We start from the raw sequence: 18,929 nt of genomic DNA on the forward strand, positions 1-18,929 counted from the left end.
AAGAGAAAGCCCCTACGGATAACCATTCCCCAGAATCTTGCTCTTCTAGTAATTCTTCTTCGGTTTCGTATTCTAAAAATTCGCTCATTTTTCCTCTTTTATCAATGATAAGTTAGTTAATATTTTGGTTAAGTTTGTTTATTAACCCAACCGATAATGTTATTAGTTGTTACTACGATTATTTTGCTTTAAATCATTAGCAGAAGCGACTAAATATTCAGCAACATTCATTAAACCGTGAGAAGTATCATTTAATTTACTACAAATATTAGCCATTGCTTTGTCCGCATCATTAAAACTCTCATTATAACTATTACTAGCATTAGTCAAATAATCATTAATTTGAGTATTAGTGTTAGATGATAGTTGATTAAATTCTTCCACAATTTTTGTGATAGTTTCTTCAAATTTATTAGTCATTACTTCCACATTATTATTAACTTTATCATTCATTTTTTGATAACTACTTTCAACTTTTTGGGCTTCATTACCGATGGTATAAGCTAATTCTTGAAGCTGAGCAAATCTTTCACTAGAATTCATGCCGACAACGTTAACTAAGTTATTAACTATTTTCACGGTTTCTTGAATTTTTCCTAAACTTTGATTGACTTCATGACTTAACTCTTTTCTCGTTTCTGCTTCTTCTTTAAAAGTAGTTTGTAAATTGTTAACAACCTCCGCTAAACCTTCTTTTTGTTTCCCTAAAGTTTCTTCTAAAAGATTATTTTGTTGATTGAAAAAGTCACTTAATTTTGCTTGATATTCAAGTCTAAAAGTTTCTAATTCTTCCTGTAAAGTAATGCGAGTTTGATCTAAAATATCATCTATATTTGTTAAGGTTTCAAGGAGATTTTCTTTCGCTTGATTCATCAATTGAGATGCTTCTTCTCCAACACTTTTAATGATTTCTGTTTGTTGAGTAAAAGCAATAGTTGTTTTTTCTAAAATACTTTCAGTAGAATTTTTCACCCCTTCTAACATTTCTTTTTGTTGGGTTGCCTGAGTAGTTAAAGCCTCCTGTAAATCTTCCCGAATCCCTCTAAATATATTTGCCGCAGAATTAGCACTTTCTTCAAAGGCTTGTCTCTGGGCTTCCATGCCAGTTATACTTTCAGCAACGGCGTTATTGATTTCTTCAGCTACCTGTTGTAAAACATCCTTGGTGTCACCACTAAATTGATTCAAAATCTGCTGTAAACTTTGGGCAAATTCCCGTAATTTAATGAGGGTATCTCGTTGAAATTCTTGGATTGTTTGTACTGCACCTGATAAACTTTCAGTAATACCGCCCAACTCGTCTTTCAATTCTCTGACGGCAAGGGATGCTTCTTCCGTGAGTTTAGCACTTTGATTCAATCTTTGCACTACTGGCTCAATTAATTCGTTGCGTAACTGTTTGATTAATGATTGTATAGTGGATTCTTGCTCGATTTGTATTTGTTTTAAAGCCGTTAATTCTTCCTTAATTGGAGTTACTAAAGGTTGAATTGCATTAGCGATCGCAATGGGTGTAAGATTCTGTAAATGGTGATTTTGTGCTTGTAATTCCTCTACAATAACAGCTTTTTCAAAGGCGATCGCATCTCTAACTACTTGTTGAATATTAGCGGGGGTAAGATGCTGTAAATAATCATTTTGTTTTTGTAATTCTGCAAAAATAACAGATTTTTCTAAAACAATAACTTTTTGGATAGCTGAAGCAATATTTTCAGGAGTTAAGTTATTTAAACCTTCCATAGTTTGAGTTTGTAACTTTAACTGTTTAATCAAAATATTTTCATCAGAAATGATGGCTTTTTGGATTGCAGAGGCAATATTTTCTGGTGTTAAATTACTTAAAAAACTTAAATTATTAGTTAAATTTTCTAAACTTTTAGAAGTATCTTCTTTGGGAGAATTATCTAATCTTGATAGTAATTTTTGTGTTGATTCTAAATAAGCAATTTCACTTAAATTCTTTCTTATTTTATTTCTTTTAGTCTGTCTAAAATATCCTCCAAAAGCTAATAAAACCATCATTATACTTGCACTTCCTAAACCAGCTAAAGAAGTAGAAAAAGCAGTTTTCATTCCTTCTAATAATTTTGTTGATGCTGTTAATAATTTATCTGTTTCTTTAAGATTATCTATTCCGATTTCTTGTAAACCTAAAAAGATACCTAAAAAAGTTCCTAAAATTCCTAATGCAGTTAATAAAGTTGGAGCATAATAAACAGGGCTACGAGGAAGAGATTTTGTCAAAAGACTAGGATAAGAAGATAACATATAGTAGTTGTTATTATCTTTTTTAACTTCAATCTTATCAGATGATATTTTTCCATCTAAATGTCTCATTAACCATGAAAATAAATTATCATTATCACATTCTTTTTTTGTCAATTGTTTTTTATTTTTATTCTTTTTTAAAAAATTAATGACAGAATTAATTAGTTGAAAATCTTTTTTGCCATAATTTATGATACTCCAAATTTCTACGATGATTAGAAAAACTCCGACTCCAACTATAAAGTAAGAATTACCAAACACATATTGACTTAAAAAATTTAATACTGAATCCATAATTGTTCAAAATCGGTATTTATAATTAGTTTGTAGTAAATATTATCTTATTATTAATAATTAAAACTATTTGTTTTTTTCTGCAATATTAATATAGAAAAATACTTTTATGATTTACTAAAATTAGTAATCTCTTCTGAAGATAAAATTTCCTTCGCTACTCTTATAGGTACATGAGCAGCATCTTTATATTTATCTCCGATAAAAATTAATTGTAAACTATAAAGAGGTTCATCGGATTTTGTATCATTATCTTCTATTAAATAGACAAAATTATGGGCATAATTTCTTAACAGTATTACCTGAAGTCTCACTTTTAAATCACTCAAAGATTGACTTAAAGGGTGATGATTGTCAAACATTTCAATGGCTAATTTCCATGAATGATTAACCGCATTTATTTCTTTAACCAAACTTTCAAGGGATGGTTTTAATAAAGTATATAAGTCCATGCTTAATTGATTTACTCCATAAATTTGTATTAATTAGACACGAGTGCAAAATAAAAACTATGATCAAATTGGGATAGTTTAAGATCAATTTGATGCACTTTTCCCTCTTCCCTGACTTCTTTCTGCAAGAAGTTTATTATTTTTTCTGGCTATCTACTTATCAGTAGCGATTTCCTATTTTATGCAAGTTATCAGATAAATTTATTACAAATTTCTTCTCTATGATTTTTAAACCTGTAAATATTGCTGGACGTTTAAATAACACAAAAGAATTAATTTGATATGTGTTAAATAGCTCAATTATCGATATAGTAGCAAGAGAACATATTTAATCTATTAATCCTCAAAATGCACAGAATACCAGCAACCCCTGGCGGATGGAATCCCGACAGCGAAGGGGTGATTATTATTGAGCAAAATCCAGCGCCGATTATCTTCCTTACTAGCGCCGATACAGATATTCAGACGATAGCCTCCAGTTTGGAATCTTTACCTACGGATTTTCCTGACATTAGAGTTGCCAACCTATTGCAGTTACAACAGGAATTGACGATTGATACCTATGGAGAGGAGATTTTATCACAGGCACAAGTGATTATTTTGCACTTGTTGGGGGGAAGAAGTTATTGGAGTTATGGCTTAGAAGTGTGTAAAGACATAGTTAGCCAAACTAATGCCCATTTACTTATTTTACCCGGTGACGATCAAGCTGATGTGGACTTAATCAGTCATTCTAACGTTTCCTTATCCATCGTCAATCAATTTTGGCAATACTTAATCCAAGGGGGTGTTGAAAATTTTGTCAACGCATTTAAGTATCTTAGTGATAGTTTTTTCCACAGTAACTTTAAACCTAATTCACCTCGATTGATCGATCGATTAGGTATCTATAAACCCTCGCAAAATGTAGGGTTGGCATTGCCTACCAATTTCCCTCACAAAAACATCAATTTCTCTCAAGATAACACCAATTTTACTCTAGAAAATATAACTTCCTCTCAAGAAAATAAGTTAAGCAAAAATAAGCAACAGATTGACACAGCTATTATATTTTATCGATCGCATTATCTATCAGGAAATCTTAAACCCATTGATGCTTTATCCCAAGCCTTAGAAACAGAAAATTTAAGCAGTATTGCTATTTATGTATCCTCCCTTCAAGAAGCGGATATTCAAGAAGAATTAATCAAATTATTACAACATCATCAAGTCAAATTAATTTTAAACACCACTAGCTTTTCTGTAGCAAAAATTGGCAACGAAACCAACGCTAAAATTTGGCAAACTTTAGACATTCCCGTTTTACAAATTATCTTAAGTGGCAGTACCAAAGAATATTGGGCAGATAATTTTCAAGGGTTATCCCCTAGGGATGTTGCCATGAATGTTGCCCTCCCCGAAGTCGATGGAAGAATTATCACAAGGGCAATTTCGTTTAAATCTGTCGCCACTTGGCATCCCCAATTAGAAACCGATATTGTCGAATATCAACCCCTAGAAAATAGAATTAACTATATAGCAAAATTAACAAAAAAATGGGCTAATCTTAGTCAGCTTAAAAACTCAGAAAAAAAAGTTGCTTTAATTTTAGCTAACTATCCCAATAAAGACGGAAGAATTGCCAACGGAGTTGGTTTAGATACCCCAGCTAGTTGTATAAATATTTTGAAGGCTTTACAAGAAAATGGTTATCAAATTAATAATATTCCTGCCAATGGTGATGAGTTAATATTTAAGTTAATTGAAGGAGTAACTAATGACTTAGAAATGCAATCTCAACGCAAAATTAATCAATCTTTATCCCTAGAAGAATATCAAAATTATTTTCAAATTTTACCTCTCGAAACACAAAAACAAATTATTAATAGATGGGGTAAACTTGATAACCTAGAAACAATGTCATTTCCCATAACAGAGAAAATACCTCCACTCACTCAAAACGAACAAATGTCATTCCGAGCGATAGCGAAGGAATCTCAATCTCCTTTAATGGAATTTAATCCCTCCCAACCCCCCTTAACAAACGGGGAGAATTTTATCCCCATTTCAGGCATACAATTAGACAATATTTTTATAGGCATTCAACCATCAAGAGGTTACGATTTTGATCCTAGTTTAAACTATCATGCGCCAGATTTAGAGCCAACTCATCATTATTTAGCTTTTTATTATTGGGTGAGAGAAATTTTTGAAGCCGATGCCATTATTCATCTAGGAAAACATGGTAATTTAGAATGGTTACCGGGTAAAAGTTTGGTTTTATCAGAGAATTGTTACCCTGAAATTACTTTGGATACTTTACCTAATTTTTATCCTTTTATTGTAAATGATCCGGGAGAAGGTTCTCAAGCAAAACGTAGAGCAAATGCCGTTATTTTAGATCATTTAACTCCTCCTTTAACTCGTGCGGAATTGTATAAAGAGTTACTAGAATTAGAGATTTTAATTGATGAATATTACCAAGCACAAAGTCTTAATCCAAGTCGTTTAAAAATAATTAGCGATCGAATTTCAAACTTAATCAAGCAAACAAAGTTAAATGAAGATTTAGGCATTAATAATATAGATAAAGATAGTTTTGCTCAATTTTTAACTACTGCTGACGGTTATTTATGTGAGTTAAAAGAAGCCCAAATTAGAGATGGTTTACATATTTTTGGACAATGCCCTCAACTCAGACAATTACGAGATTTAATCATCTCAATCGCCAGGTTTAGTAGTTATAATAGTTTAGGATTAATTAAAAGTATAAAGGAAGATTTATTACAAAAAATTGTTGATTTTATAAAAATAAATAAAGGGGATAAACAACTATTAAATATTCAAGAAAAATTGCACAGTAAAGAAGGAAAAGAATATATTGAAAATCTTGCTAGTCTATTAATTGATAACCTCATTCAAGAAAAAAATATGACTAATTTATCCCTCAATAAGATAGAGTCTATTGTTTATAAAAATAACGATGAATCTTGGATAAGTCAATTATTAGATAAGAAAAATTATCAACAACTTAGCTTAGGAAAACATACAGAAAAATCTCTTCATTGGATAGCCAATAACCTATTGCCAAATTTGAGGAAAACTGATCAAGAAATAACTAATTTAATGAGAGGATTAGAAGGTAAATATATCCCCAGCGGTTCATCAGGCGCCCCCACCAGAGGCAGAGCGGATGTGTTACCAACAGGGCGTAATTTTTATTCGGTGGATATAAGAGCAATTCCTAGTGAAACGGCTTGGGATGTAGGAAAAAAGGCAGCGGAGGCGGTAATTGAACGTTATACCCAAGAAAATGGAGAATATCCCAAAACTTTGGCTATTTCTGTTTGGGGTACTTCCACTATGCGCACGGGAGGCGATGACATTGCTCAAATTATGGCGTTAATGGGTGCTAAACCTGTGTGGGATGGCATTAGTCGGCGGGTGGTTGACTATGAAATCATCCCCCTATCTGTGTTAGGGCGACCTCGTATTGATGTAACTGTAAGAGTTTCGGGCTTTTTTCGTGACGGATTTCCCAATTTACTGGAATTATTATATAAAACGATCATACATTTGTCAACCCTGACAGAAGAAAAAGAAGCAAATCCCCTCGCTTTACAAATAGAAAAAGATACTAAATATTGGTTAGATAAAGGTTTAGAAAAAGATCAAGCAAAAGAGAGGGCAAGTTATCGTTTATTTGGTTCAAAACCCGGTGCTTATGGTGCGGGATTACAAGGCTTAATTGAGTCGCAAAATTGGGAAAATGATGGCGATTTAGCTAAGGCTTATTTAAACTGGAGTAGTTATGCTTATACAGGTAGTAAAGGTGTGTCAATGCCGGAAGTTTTTGAGCGAAGATTAAAGGAATTACAGATAGTTTTACATAACCAAGATAACCGAGAACATGACTTATTAGATTCCGATGATTATTATCAATTTCAAGGAGGATTAACTACTGCCGTAAGGCATTTAAAAGGGGAAAATCCTGTTACTTATTTTGGAGATAATTCCCAACCCAATAACCCCAAAGTTAGGACATTAAAAGAGGAAATTGCGAGGGTTTACCGTAGTCGAGTTATTAATCCGAAATGGATAGCCGGAGTGATGAGACACGGTTATAAAGGAGCATTTGAAATGAGTGCCACGGTTGACTATTTATTCGCCTATTCTGCTACTACTAAAACTGTGCCTGATTTTATGTTTGAGGGAGTTGCCCAAAGTTATTTATTAGATGAAAAAGTAAAGCAATTTATCCTAGAAAAAAATCCTTGGGTAATGAGAGATATTGCTGAAAGATTAATTGAAGCCTCTCAAAGAAATTTATGGCAAAATGTTAGTCAAGAAATGTTTGATAAATTAAGAAGTATCGCCCATGAATCAGAAGGCAAAATCGAAAATTTATAAAACTAGTTCAAAAAAACTAAAAAATTAATTCCTAATTTTTAATCCCGAATCCCTAATTCCTAATTCCTAATTCCTAATTCCTAATTCCTAATTCCTAATTCCTAATTCCTAATTTTTAATTTATTTGGTGTATTTTTAAGAAATTAGTACCTTTACTTATACCAGTAGGAATACCTGCCATAATTAAAATTTCATCTCCAGATTGGGCTAAATTTTTCTGTTTAATTACTCTTTCGGCTTTGGTTATTAATTCTTCAAAATTATGAGGCTCATTTTCAATTAAAATAGGTTTAACTCCCCAAATTAAATTTAAACGATGATAAACCTTTTCATTAACCGTTAAGGCTAAAACTGGTGCCCTCGGACGTTCTCCTGCCGCTATCATAGAGGTATAGCCAATGGCGGTAAAAGTAACGATGAATTTTAAGGACAAAACTTTATCAATAGCATTCAAAGCCTCACTTAAAGCATTAGTAGCATCATCATTAGAAGGGGAATGATTAAAAAATTTTACCTCTGGTTCAACACTAATAGCTATTTTAGCCATCATTTCCACTGCTTTGACGGGATAATCACCCACTGCTGACTCACCTGATAACATGACGGCATCCGTACCATCAATAATGGCATTAGCTACGTCACTGGCTTCTGCACGAGTAGGGCGAGGATTACGAATCATGCTATCTAGCATTTGTGTAGCAGTAATTACCGGGATAGATTTTTGATTGCAGAGGGAGATAATTTGTTTTTGCAATAAAGGTACTTTTTCCGCACTCATTTCTACTCCTAAATCTCCCCTCGCTACCATTATCCCATCACATTGGTTAATAACTGCCTCTAGGTTATCGATGGCTTGAGGCTTTTCGATTTTAGCGATAACGGGGGTATCTAAAGCGTTGTTTGTCGCTAAGAAACTTTTTAAGGCGATAATATCTTCAGGTTTACGCACAAAACTCAAAGAAACCCAATCAATACCTTGAGATAAGCCAAATTCTAAATCTTTTTTGTCTTTTTCTGTCATGGAAGGCAATCGAAGATTAAGACTAGGTAAGTTAACTCCTTTACGACTTTTAAGAATACCCCCTTCTACTACTTTACAAATAATAGTTTGATTTTCGATCTCGACAATTTCAAATTCAAGTAAGCCATCATCAAGTAAGATTTGTGCGCCAATTTCTGCTTCTTCCGCTAAATAAGGATAATCGATGGTAATGGTATCATCAGAATCTGGTGTAATAGTATTAGGTACTAATTTTAAATATTGCCCTTGTTTAACTTCAATTTGTCCATGAATAAGATTGCCCACTCTAATTTTTGGTCCTTGTAAATCTTGAAGTAAAGTAATAGGAGTATCTAACTCTTTCGACACTGAACGCAATACCTCAACCATCTTAGCGTGTTCTTCATAACTGCCATGGGAAAAATTTAACCTAGCGACACTCATTCCCCCTTTAATCATTTCTTTAATTATTTCCGGTGAATTACTAGCAGGTCCGATAGTTGCTACAATTTTAGTATGATGTTTCATAATTAAGATAACTTATACTTGCTTAACCTTTAATGATTACAGAATAATCTATCTTTCCTAAAATCAGGTTAGCTTTTGGTTAAAAAAAGTAAAATGTAATTAATTCTACCTCAGTTCGATACAAAATTGTCGGTTAAGGTAGCGGATTTGGGAAAGGGGAATTTGTACTCGTGTCTAAATATAAGGGAAATAAATAAGTTTTAGCCTATGACTTTTAGATGCGTTACAATTCCTTAACAGACTCTAAAATAATTGGTTATAATAGTAAGGTTATGTTTAATTTTTAAAGTCATGCTTCCTATCGTTGCCATTATAGGCCGTCCGAATGTTGGTAAATCTGCTCTAGTTAATCGTTTATCAGGAGAACAAGATGCGATCGTATATGATGAACCAGGTATAACTAGAGATCGTACTTATCGACCGGCATTTTGGCAAGACAGAGAATTTCAGATAGTTGATACAGGTGGTTTAGTCTTTGATGATGATACCGAATTTTTACCCTTTATTCGTGAACAAGCACAGGCGGCATTAGCAGAAGCAGTAGCGGCGATAATGGTTGTGGATGGGCAAATAGGTTTAACTGCCGGGGATGAAGAAATTGCCTAATGGTTACGCACTGAAAATGTGCCGGTTGTTTTAGCTGTCAATAAATGTGAGTCGGAAAAAGAAGGATTAACCCTAGCTGCGGAGTTTTGGAATTTAGGCTTAGGTGAACCTTACCCTCTTTCGGCTATTCATGGCAATGGTACAGCAGAACTATTAGAGGATTTAATTCAATACTTGCCCACTATGGATGAGATTGAGGAAGTAGAGGAGATAAAAGTAGCCATAATCGGAAGACCAAATGTAGGCAAATCAAGTCTTTTGAATGCTTTAACGGGGGAAAATCGCTCTATTGTTAGCCCTGTTTCCGGGACAACTCGAGACGCTATTGATATGGTAGTAGAAAGAAATGGTAAAACTTATCGTCTCATTGACACCGCAGGAATTAGACGAAAAAAAAATGTTGACTATGGTGCAGAATTTTTTGGGATTAACAGGGCATTTAAAGCCATAAAAAGGGCAGATGTTGTTTTATTCGTGATTGATATTTTAGATGGCGTTACCGAGCAAGATTTAAAATTAGCCGGTAGAATTATCGAAGAAGGAAGGGCTGCGGTTATTATCGCTAACAAATGGGATGCGGTGGAAAAAGATTCCCATACCATCTATGAATACCAAAAAATCCTTGATGATCGACTATTTTTTATGGAATGGGCAGAGAGAATTTTCGTCTCCGCTATGTCAGGTAAAAGAGTAGAAAATATTTTCCAGTTGATAGATAACGCCTCCGAAGGCCATAAAAAACGAGTTAGTACAGCAGTAATCAATGAAGTGCTAGAGGAAGCCTTTAAATGGCATTCACCACCAACCACAAGACAAGGCAAACAAGGAAGAATTTATTATGGCACTCAAGTAACCAATAAACCTCCTACTATTGCTTTATTTGTTAATGATCCTAAACGATTAGATAATAATTATCGTCGCTACATTGAAAAACAATTCCGAGAACAATTAGGCTTCAAAGGTACACCCTTAAAATTACTTTGGCGTGGCAAAAAACTGCGAGAAGGAGAAAAGATGGGTGGAAATCGAGCTACTAAAGTATAAGAAATGGATTGGGAATTATCTAGGATCGTGAATGATGTTCAAGTTTGTCAAGTTTTCAGGAGTAGCTAAAACTCATATCTTGCACCTAGTTGAAAATTGGCTTGTGAGAGGGAGTAATGAGTAATGAGTAATGAGTTTCAGAATTGACACTAACAGCTATAAAATTGATTACCTCACTTTAGGCTATTAAGTATTTTTGTTCTGATGCAAGATCTCAGTAAAAGTTAAGAATTATTAACAAAAACCTAATTTTTTTGGGAAAAACCACCAAAAAGAAAAATGAGTGTTATAATCAAATTTGATGAGATTAAGTATCGGTTTAAAGATTTGTTTAAGATATTCACGAGTTTTTCGAGTTTAGGATTGACAAGCTTCTCTCCGAATTGCGACTCTTGACCACAAAATTTTAATTTGGAGACAGACTATGTCAATCTATGTAGGCAATTTATCCTATGATGTTACGGAAGCACATTTAACCTCTGCGTTTGCAGATTTTGGTTCAGTAAAAAGAGTTTATCTTCCTACTGATCGTGAAACTGGACGTATGCGTGGTTTTGGTTTTGTAGAAATGAATACAGACGCTGAAGAAAACGCAGCTATTGAAGCGCTAGATGGTGCGGAATGGATGGGCCGTGACATGAAAGTAAATAAAGCTAAACCCCGTGAAGAGAATAACTCTCGTGGCGGCGGCGGTGGCGGTGGAAGACGTAACAGTTTTTCTCGCAACTACTAAAAAGTATTTAGGTTTAACTTAAGTTTTAGCTGATAGTTTTTACCCCTAGATCAATATAACCTCTTTTCTTTTTAAGATGGAGGTTATTTTTTTTTACATGATTAATGTACAATCAGGAATGTTCAATCTACTGTAATCTAAATTAGCGTGAAAATTTCTGTTTATTATACCCCTGAATCTACTCCTGATCATGTTATTCCTGAATGTGCTGTAGTTATTGATGTTTTAAGGGCTACTACCACTATCACTACGGCATTGAATAATGGGGCAAAATCTGTAAAAGCCTTTAGTGATATAGATTTATTATTAGCAGAAAGTAATCAATTACCCGTAGAATCTCGCTTAAGACTAGGAGAAAGAGGCGGGAAAAAAGTTGACAGTTGCGATTTAGGTAATTCTCCCTTAGATTGTTCGAGAGAAGTTGTCACTGGCAAACAATTATTTATTAGTACTACTAATGGAACTCGTGCCTTACAAAGAGTGGAATCCGCTCAAACTGTTATTGCTGGGGCAATTATTAATTATGGTGCAGTAGTTAAATATTTGAAAGAGTATAAACCTACTACAGTTTGGCTACTAGGTTCGGGATGGGAAGGTGGTTATTCTTTAGAGGATACAGTGTGTGCTGGGGCAATTGCTTCAGAATTAGTTGATTTTAGTAATATTAACGATATTAGTAATGATGAAGTAGTATCTGCGATTGCATTATATTGTCAATGGGAAGATAATTTATTCGATTTATTTCGTTTATCTAGTCATGGGCAAAGATTACTTAAGTTAAATTTAGAGGAAGATTTAAAATATTGCTCCCAAAAAAATCTGATTTCTACTTTACCAATACAGACAGATAAAGGAATTTTTAAAATTAATAATAAGTAATCAGTAATAGTTAAAACTTGCACATCAACTCAAAACTCACTCCGTAAGCGACAGACGCATCTAAGTTGACTATGGGAGGTAGGGAAGAAGGAAGAGGTAAACGTTTGAGTCAAGGCATTCTTGCAACGATGCACTCTTGCAATGAGTAAGTTTCCTAATTCTAAATTCTTCGGGCAACGATGCTCAATTTCCTCTAATTTTATTACACTACTTTACTTAAAAGATTTTCGGCAGCACTTAACATATCTGGCACTAAATCTTGTAAATCATTGCGATTTTTTAAGTAAGTCGAAAGTGCTTCAAGAGGATCTAAACTTTTACCGATACCTAATTCTGGTAATCTAGGACGTGCTAGTTTACTGACTAATTGCGCTTTAAGATTATAAGTATGAGCTTGAGATAAACTTTCATTAATACGACTCATCTTAATTAATTCTAGTTGCTCTGAACGCAAATGATAAATTACACGGACAACAGCATCTTCTATTTTATGTCTGGCGATCGCCTTTAATAAATCTGATTCAGGATTATCACTCGAACTAACATCAACTTCAATCGTAACAAAAGGACGGGCAGGTAAAACACAAAATTGCCAATTAACTTGTTTCTCGATAATATCTACTAAAACATAACCTTTTTCCTCTTTTTCTTCTGAAAAATCTACCCTTTCAATACTGCCGGGGTAAACTACAGGGGGATTATTTTGTTTGTTCAAATTTTGATGTTTATGAACATGACCTAGTGCAACATAATCAAATTCAGAACGAATTAACATAGATAAAGGAATTTGAAAACCTTTGCCTACTGCTAAAAATCTTTCTGCCCCTAAATTTGCTCTCTCTGCCATTAAATGAGCTAATAAAATAGTGGGAATTTTTGGATTTAATTGTCTAATTTCTGCTTCTAAAACGGGCTCAATTTTTTGAATTAATAGTTTATTAATTTCTTCCATAGATAAACCTTCTGTTTCAGGGCGAGTAAGTAAAACAGAGCGGGTTAACCAAGGTAAAGTTATAATTTGAACTAAACCCGATTTGGTATTGATTAAATGGGTTTCTAACTGCTCCCCCACGATAAAATTAGGCACTCCTAAAGTACGATAAATAGATAGACTCGCACCACCATTACCTTGGGTGTGTTGATCGTGATTACCAACTAATAACACAGTAGGAATATCCGCTTCTACTAATCGCCGAAATTGACGGGCAAATGCTGATTGAATATATGGTGCAGGTGTACTGTCAGGAAAGGCATCACCGCCGAATAAGACTAAATCAACATTATCATCGATCGCTCGATCAATACAAATACTTAAAGTATTGGTAAAGTCTTCTAATCTAGTATTTAATCCCGTTTCTGGGTTAATTTTTCCGTGACTGAAACTGCTACCTAAATGTATGTCACTTAAGTGTAAAATTTTCACAATAATATTTAATATTTAATATTTAATAGTTGATAGTCAATAATCAATAGTCAATAGTGAATGAATAATCAATAATGAATGAATAGAGAATAGTTAATAGTTGATAGTTAATAATGAATAGTTGTAGAATAGGCATCTTGCTGCCTAATTAATTCTCCTAGTCATAAGAATCTTCTAGTCTTCTAATTCCTAATTCCTAATTCCTAATTCCTAATTCCTAATTCCTAATTCTTCATCATGAATTATACTTTGCCTTCTTCTCTGATTTTAGACTCTCTTTTGCGTGATTGGTTATTGGAAGATATTGGTAGAGGCGATCGCACTACTGATGGTATTTTTCCAGTAAAATCTCCTCAAGGTAAGGCATTTTGGATAATAAAAGAGGAAGGCGTGATAGCCGGATTACCTATTGCTGAAAAAGTATTTAAGTTATTAGACAGTGAAATAACATGGCAAAATTTAGCCTTAGAAGGAGAAAAACAGGCACAAAATACAAAAATAGTCGAATTTAAGGGCAAAATGTCAGCCTTACTTACTGGAGAAAGAGTTGCTTTAAATATAGTCATGCATTTAAGTGGTATTGCTACTATGACAAGAAAATATGTAGAGGCAATCAAAAACTATCCTGCTAAATTAGTTGATACTCGTAAAACTACTCCCGGTTTAAGAATTTTAGAAAAATATGCTTCTAGTGTTGGCGGCGCTATTAATCATCGAATGGGTTTAGATGATGCCATCATGATTAAAGATAACCATATTCAAGGTGCCGGTAGTATTTCTAACGCCATTACTTTAATTAGGAAAACTATGCCTTATCCTTTAACCATTGAAGTAGAAACCAGTAATTTACAAGAAGTAAAAGAAGCGATCGCCCATCAAGCTGATATTATTATGTTAGATAACATGACGGTAACGGCTATGACTGAGGCGGTAAAACTCATTCGACAACAAAACCCCTTGATTAAAATTGAAGCCTCTGGTAACGTCACATTAGCTAATATTGCAGAAATTGCCTCTACTGGAGTTGATTATATCTCAACAAGTGCTACTATTACTCGATCGCCTTGGTTAGATATTAGCATGAAATTTGAATCAAGTCATAAGTAGGATGGCGGGGAAACTAGGTGACTAGGAGGAGATGAGGTGATTAGGTGACTAGAAGATTATACTAGCCAAGGTTATAATTTGAGTATTTCAAAAACTTCTCTTGCCTGTAGCAACAGTGCCTTTTGCCCACCCTCACCAGTATATTTTATTCCCTTACTAAGTGAGTATAGGTTGACTTTTTGCTTTCTCATTCTAAATTCTAAATTCTAAATGATTTTAATTGATTTAATTGTGCTTCTATCGCTATCATTTCTTGATGATAATAGTTCATTTTTGTTAAATCTTTTTCTTGATTTGATTCTGAGAATTTTTGTTGACAATATTGCTTATATTTTTCTAGTTTAACTGTTTCTAAACAGGCGATCGCAGCTTGAATATAATGCTCAGGTTGAAATAAAAGTTGTTGATTATTTTCACTAAGATTAAATAAATGAGCTAATTGTTTTGCCATATCAAGATTATTAACCATATTTTCTTGGACAGTATTTAATAAAGAATTATAATCATTATCATTGCTTAAATTAAGAGAAATTTGATTAATTTGTTGCCATAAAAAACGATGAGAAGCTAAACTAAAAACTAGATCTTTTTCTTCTAATTGATTAATAATAACTTCTCGATAATCAGGACAATGAAGATAAATTAATAATAACAAAAACTCTGATAGTTCTACTTGATTATTTTGGAGAGATTTATTAAAAGTTTTATAGGGTTTTTTCCTGTTAGATGTATAATAATTATTTTGTTTAAGGGCAAACTGTAAACTTTGAAGAATATTTTTAAAGTCTTGACTATTTAATCCTGAATATTGACTTTTTTTATTGCTTAAAATTTCCGCACAATAGGATAAATAATAATCTCTAGTGGCATTATTACTTATTTTATTTAATAATTTTACTAAAGTTTGAAAAACCAACTGATAATCTGCACTATTTTGTAAGTTTTTACTATTAATAATTCGCTCGATTTCCCAATCTAACCATAGAGGTGATTTATCAATTAATTCTTGATATTTATTTTTTGTATCTTCACCAGATTTCAAAAATTCATCGGCATCTTTACCATTAGGAATACTTAATATTTTTAAGGTTAATTGTCCACTATAAACTAAATTTTCTACTTCTTTAATTGCCCTTTGAGTAGCTTTTAATCCGGCTTTATCCGCATCAAAATTAATAATGATTTCCTTTGATTCAGTATAACGAGATAGTAATTTGATATGATGTTCTGTTAATGCTGTTCCTAAAACTGCAACAACATTATTTATTTCATAAGTATGAAGAGTTATAGCATCAAAATAACCCTCAACAACAATAACTTTATTCTGTTTAACAATACTTTTTTGTGCAAAATTTAAAGCAAATAATGTCTTACTTTTAGAGAATAAATCTGTATCGGGAGAGTTTAAATATTTAGGCTCACTTCCATCTAAACTTCTCGCACCAAAAGCAATAATTCTTCCATTAACATCTTGAATAGGAATCATTAAACGATGACGAAAATAATCAATATAACCCTCACCTTTAGATCTTTTTTTGATTAACCCTGCTTGTTCAACTAAAATAATAGGATAATGTTTAATTTCTACTAAATAATGATATAAAGTTTCCCAACCATCAGGGGCATAACCTAGTTTAAATTTTTCAATATTATCCCTAGATAAATGACGTTCATTTTCAAGATATTTTAAAGCTTCTTCACCTTTTTTTTGCCGTAAACTATGTTGATAAAAATTAGTAGCGATTGCGAAAATTTCATATAATTGATCTCTTAAAGAAATTTTTTTTTGTATCTCTTCTTGATCTTCTAGTGCTAAAGTTTTTATCGGTATTTGATAACGTTGTGCCAGATTAAAAATAACATCCCGAAAAGACTGTTTTCCTATCTCCATCAAAAATTTAATTGCTCCTCCTCCAGCACCACAACCAAAACAATAATATAACTGCTTACTAGGGCTTACAGTAAAACTAGGACTTTTTTCGTCATGAAATGGGCATAAACCAACAAAATCTCGTCCTTTTTTCTGCATGACGACATAATCTGATACTACTTCAACTAAGTCAACTCTTTCTTTAACTTCGGTAACGGTATCAGGATGAAGATTAATGTTTTTCACAATATCCAAATATAGGAATTCTATTTGATTTGTAGCATTTCCGTCAGGGAAAATTTAGAATGAGGTAATTATAGACTATTTTTTTTACAAAAAGGAACAACATCTTATATATTTCGTCTATGATGTTTTATAGTTTAATCCAGTCAATTTTGATGTGATCAAATCAGATAATCTTGTACTAAAATGCTTATTTGGAATCTATTATTTCTATTTACCCCGAAGTATAGTGATTTATCTCGCTATCAAAAACAAATTATCTTGTCTTGCTTTGATTGTTTTATTTCCCTTTTATCTATATTTTTTGCTTTTACTCTCTTTTACGATATTTCTGAGACTTTTGAATTATTTAATAATTTCATACCGTTAATCGCATTTTATCTTCTTTTAAAAGTCCTCATATTTCAATTATTTGGTTTATATCTTCCCGTTACAAAATATACAGACTTAGATATTACCTTCAAAATTACTCAATCTGTTATTGTTAGTGTTGGTGTCGGTATATTGTTAATTTATGTATTTGCTTCTGAGTCTATTACTGAATCTGTTATCGTTGTCGATGGCTTTATTTCAATTATTAGCATTACAGCATCCCGTATAATGATTCGTTATCTAATTAAATCTCTTCAAATTCTTGAATTAGATTCCCAACAAAAAGAATATGTCGTTATTTATGGTGCTGGTTCGGCGGGGTATCAATTAGCACAAAGTTTGGAGCAAAATCCCGAATATAAATTATTAGCTTTTGTTGACGACAATCCAGAAATACAAGGAAGATCTCTTTTAGGTGTGCCTATTTATTTTCCTAATCATATTATCTCACTTTATGATCAAAAACCTTTTGGGACTCTTATTTTTGCCATTCCCAATTTAACTACTTCAAGGCGTAGAGAAATGGTAGAAGGTTTTAAACAATTACCCATTAACTTCAAAACAATACCTAATCTCAAGGAATTATTATCAACTAAAGCGTCAGTGTCAGAAATTAAAAATATTGAGATGACAGAACTATTAGGCAGAGAAGAAATTATCCCCAATCAAAACTTATTAAAGACAAATATCACTGATAAAGCTGTTTTAGTAACGGGTGCAGGAGGTTCTATTGGTTCAGAATTATGCAGACAAATAGTAGAACTACAACCAAAATGCTTAGTTTTGTTTGAATTAAATGAATTTGCTCTTTATACTATTGATATGGAGCTAAGAGAAAAAAAAGTTGACGTGCCAATATACCCTTATTTAGGAAATATCACCGATGAATTATATTTTGAAAGTATTTTGAAAAAACATCATATTGAAACTGTATATCATGCAGCCGCTTATAAACACGTTCCTTTAGTGGAAATGAATCCTTCTATTGGCGTTTATAATAACGTAGCCGGAACTTTGATTACAGCTCGATCTTCTTTGGCTTGTGGAGTTAAAAATTATGTTTTAATTTCTACAGATAAAGCTGTACGTCCTACTAATGTAATGGGAGCAAGTAAAAGAGTTGCCGAATTAGTCATTCAGGGTTTAGCGGCACAAGATGACACAAAAACTACTTTTGCTATGGTTCGATTTGGTAATGTGTTAAATAGTAGTGGTTCTGTAATTCCACGTTTCCGAAAACAAATAAGTGAAGGAAAATCGATTACCTTAACCCACAAAGAAATTACTCGTTATTTTATTTCAATTCCAGAAGCGGTAAGTTTAGTTATTCAAGCTGGGGCGATGGCAAAAGGAGGAGAAATCTTTTTATTAGATATGGGTAATCCTGTACGAATTTATGATCTAGCAGTAAAAATGATAGAATTGAGTGGCATGATACCTGAAAAAGATATAAAAATTGATATTATAGGGTTAAGACCGGGAGAAAAACTATATGAAGAACTATTAATTGATACTAATAATAGCAGTCCGAGTCAACACCCACAAATATTTTCAGGAAATGAACCGATAATAAACTGGGAAACTTTACAGCCAAATTTAGACAATTTACTCTCTTATGCTAAAGAAAGAAATTCGGAGGAGGTACTCAAACAACTAAAAATTCTAGTCCCTGAATTCAACAATCCCTTAATTATTTAGTTTTTATGACCATAAATTTTTAC

Annotated in this window: 10 protein-coding genes and 1 pseudogene; 6 read left to right on the forward strand and 5 right to left on the reverse strand. The window is 32.8% G+C overall.

Annotation, left to right across the window (positions count from 1 at the left end; translation table 11 throughout):
- Positions 1–162 precede the first annotated feature (162 nt).
- Both FWJ34_RS03750 and FWJ34_RS03755 read right to left on the reverse strand, forming a co-directional pair.
- On the reverse strand, positions 163–2,562 hold the full coding sequence (locus tag FWJ34_RS03750; RefSeq protein ID WP_308253992.1) for a hypothetical protein: 2,400 nt from the start codon (positions 2,560–2,562) through the stop codon (positions 163–165).
- Between the two features lie 107 nt (positions 2,563–2,669).
- Positions 2,670–3,014 (reverse strand): hypothetical protein, encoded by a 345-nt coding sequence (locus FWJ34_RS03755; RefSeq protein ID WP_308253993.1) that lies wholly within the window; start codon positions 3,012–3,014, stop codon positions 2,670–2,672.
- Between the two features lie 348 nt (positions 3,015–3,362).
- On the opposite strand from FWJ34_RS03755, the gene cobN reads away from it, so the two are divergent.
- A complete protein-coding gene (gene cobN / locus FWJ34_RS03760) occupies positions 3,363–7,403 on the forward strand; it encodes a cobaltochelatase subunit CobN (RefSeq protein ID WP_308253994.1) in 4,041 nt (1,346 codons plus the stop codon).
- A gap of 115 nt (positions 7,404–7,518) precedes the next feature.
- Here the strand turns inward: cobN and pyk are convergent, their stop codons facing one another.
- Positions 7,519–8,940: a pyruvate kinase gene (gene pyk / locus FWJ34_RS03765; RefSeq protein ID WP_308254014.1), complete on the reverse strand. Its 1,422-nt coding sequence runs from the start codon at positions 8,938–8,940 to the stop codon at positions 7,519–7,521.
- A gap of 282 nt (positions 8,941–9,222) precedes the next feature.
- On the opposite strand from pyk, the pseudogene der reads away from it, so the two are divergent.
- The 3 genes and pseudogenes from der to FWJ34_RS03780 all read left to right on the forward strand — a co-directional run bounded on the left by der (position 9,223) and on the right by FWJ34_RS03780 (position 12,193).
- Positions 9,223–10,581 (forward strand): annotated as a pseudogene (der, locus tag FWJ34_RS03770) (ribosome biogenesis GTPase Der).
- Positions 10,582–11,005: 424 nt separating this feature from the next.
- Positions 11,006–11,314 carry an RNA-binding protein gene (locus FWJ34_RS03775; RefSeq protein ID WP_308253995.1) on the forward strand — a complete coding sequence of 103 codons (309 nt, stop codon included), beginning with the start codon at positions 11,006–11,008 and terminating at the stop codon, positions 11,312–11,314.
- A gap of 147 nt (positions 11,315–11,461) precedes the next feature.
- Positions 11,462–12,193 (forward strand): 2-phosphosulfolactate phosphatase family protein, encoded by a 732-nt coding sequence (locus FWJ34_RS03780; RefSeq protein WP_308253996.1) that lies wholly within the window; start codon positions 11,462–11,464, stop codon positions 12,191–12,193.
- 202 nt (positions 12,194–12,395) lie between these two features.
- Here FWJ34_RS03780 and sbcD read toward each other — a convergent pair whose 3' ends face one another.
- The gene (gene sbcD / locus FWJ34_RS03785) at positions 12,396–13,619 is read right to left on the reverse strand and encodes an exonuclease subunit SbcD (RefSeq protein ID WP_308254015.1); all 1,224 of its coding nucleotides are present in this window, start codon (positions 13,617–13,619) and stop codon (positions 12,396–12,398) included.
- 234 nt (positions 13,620–13,853) lie between these two features.
- Between sbcD and nadC the strand changes: the two genes are divergently transcribed.
- Positions 13,854–14,723: a carboxylating nicotinate-nucleotide diphosphorylase gene (nadC, locus tag FWJ34_RS03790; RefSeq protein WP_308253997.1), complete on the forward strand. Its 870-nt coding sequence runs from the start codon at positions 13,854–13,856 to the stop codon at positions 14,721–14,723.
- Positions 14,724–14,922: 199 nt separating this feature from the next.
- On the opposite strand, the gene dnaG is transcribed toward nadC, so the two are convergent.
- Positions 14,923–16,839 carry a DNA primase gene (gene dnaG, locus FWJ34_RS03795; protein ID WP_308253998.1) on the reverse strand — a complete coding sequence of 639 codons (1,917 nt, stop codon included), beginning with the start codon at positions 16,837–16,839 and terminating at the stop codon, positions 14,923–14,925.
- A gap of 258 nt (positions 16,840–17,097) precedes the next feature.
- Here dnaG and FWJ34_RS03800 point away from each other — a divergent pair, with 258 nt between their 5' ends.
- A complete protein-coding gene (locus tag FWJ34_RS03800; protein WP_308253999.1) occupies positions 17,098–18,906 on the forward strand; it encodes a nucleoside-diphosphate sugar epimerase/dehydratase in 1,809 nt (602 codons plus the stop codon).
- The last annotated feature ends 23 nt before the right edge of the window (positions 18,907–18,929 follow it).

The sequence above is a fragment of the Geminocystis sp. GBBB08 genome, assembly GCF_016743215.1.
Lineage (GTDB): Bacteria > Cyanobacteriota > Cyanobacteriia > Cyanobacteriales > Cyanobacteriaceae > Geminocystis.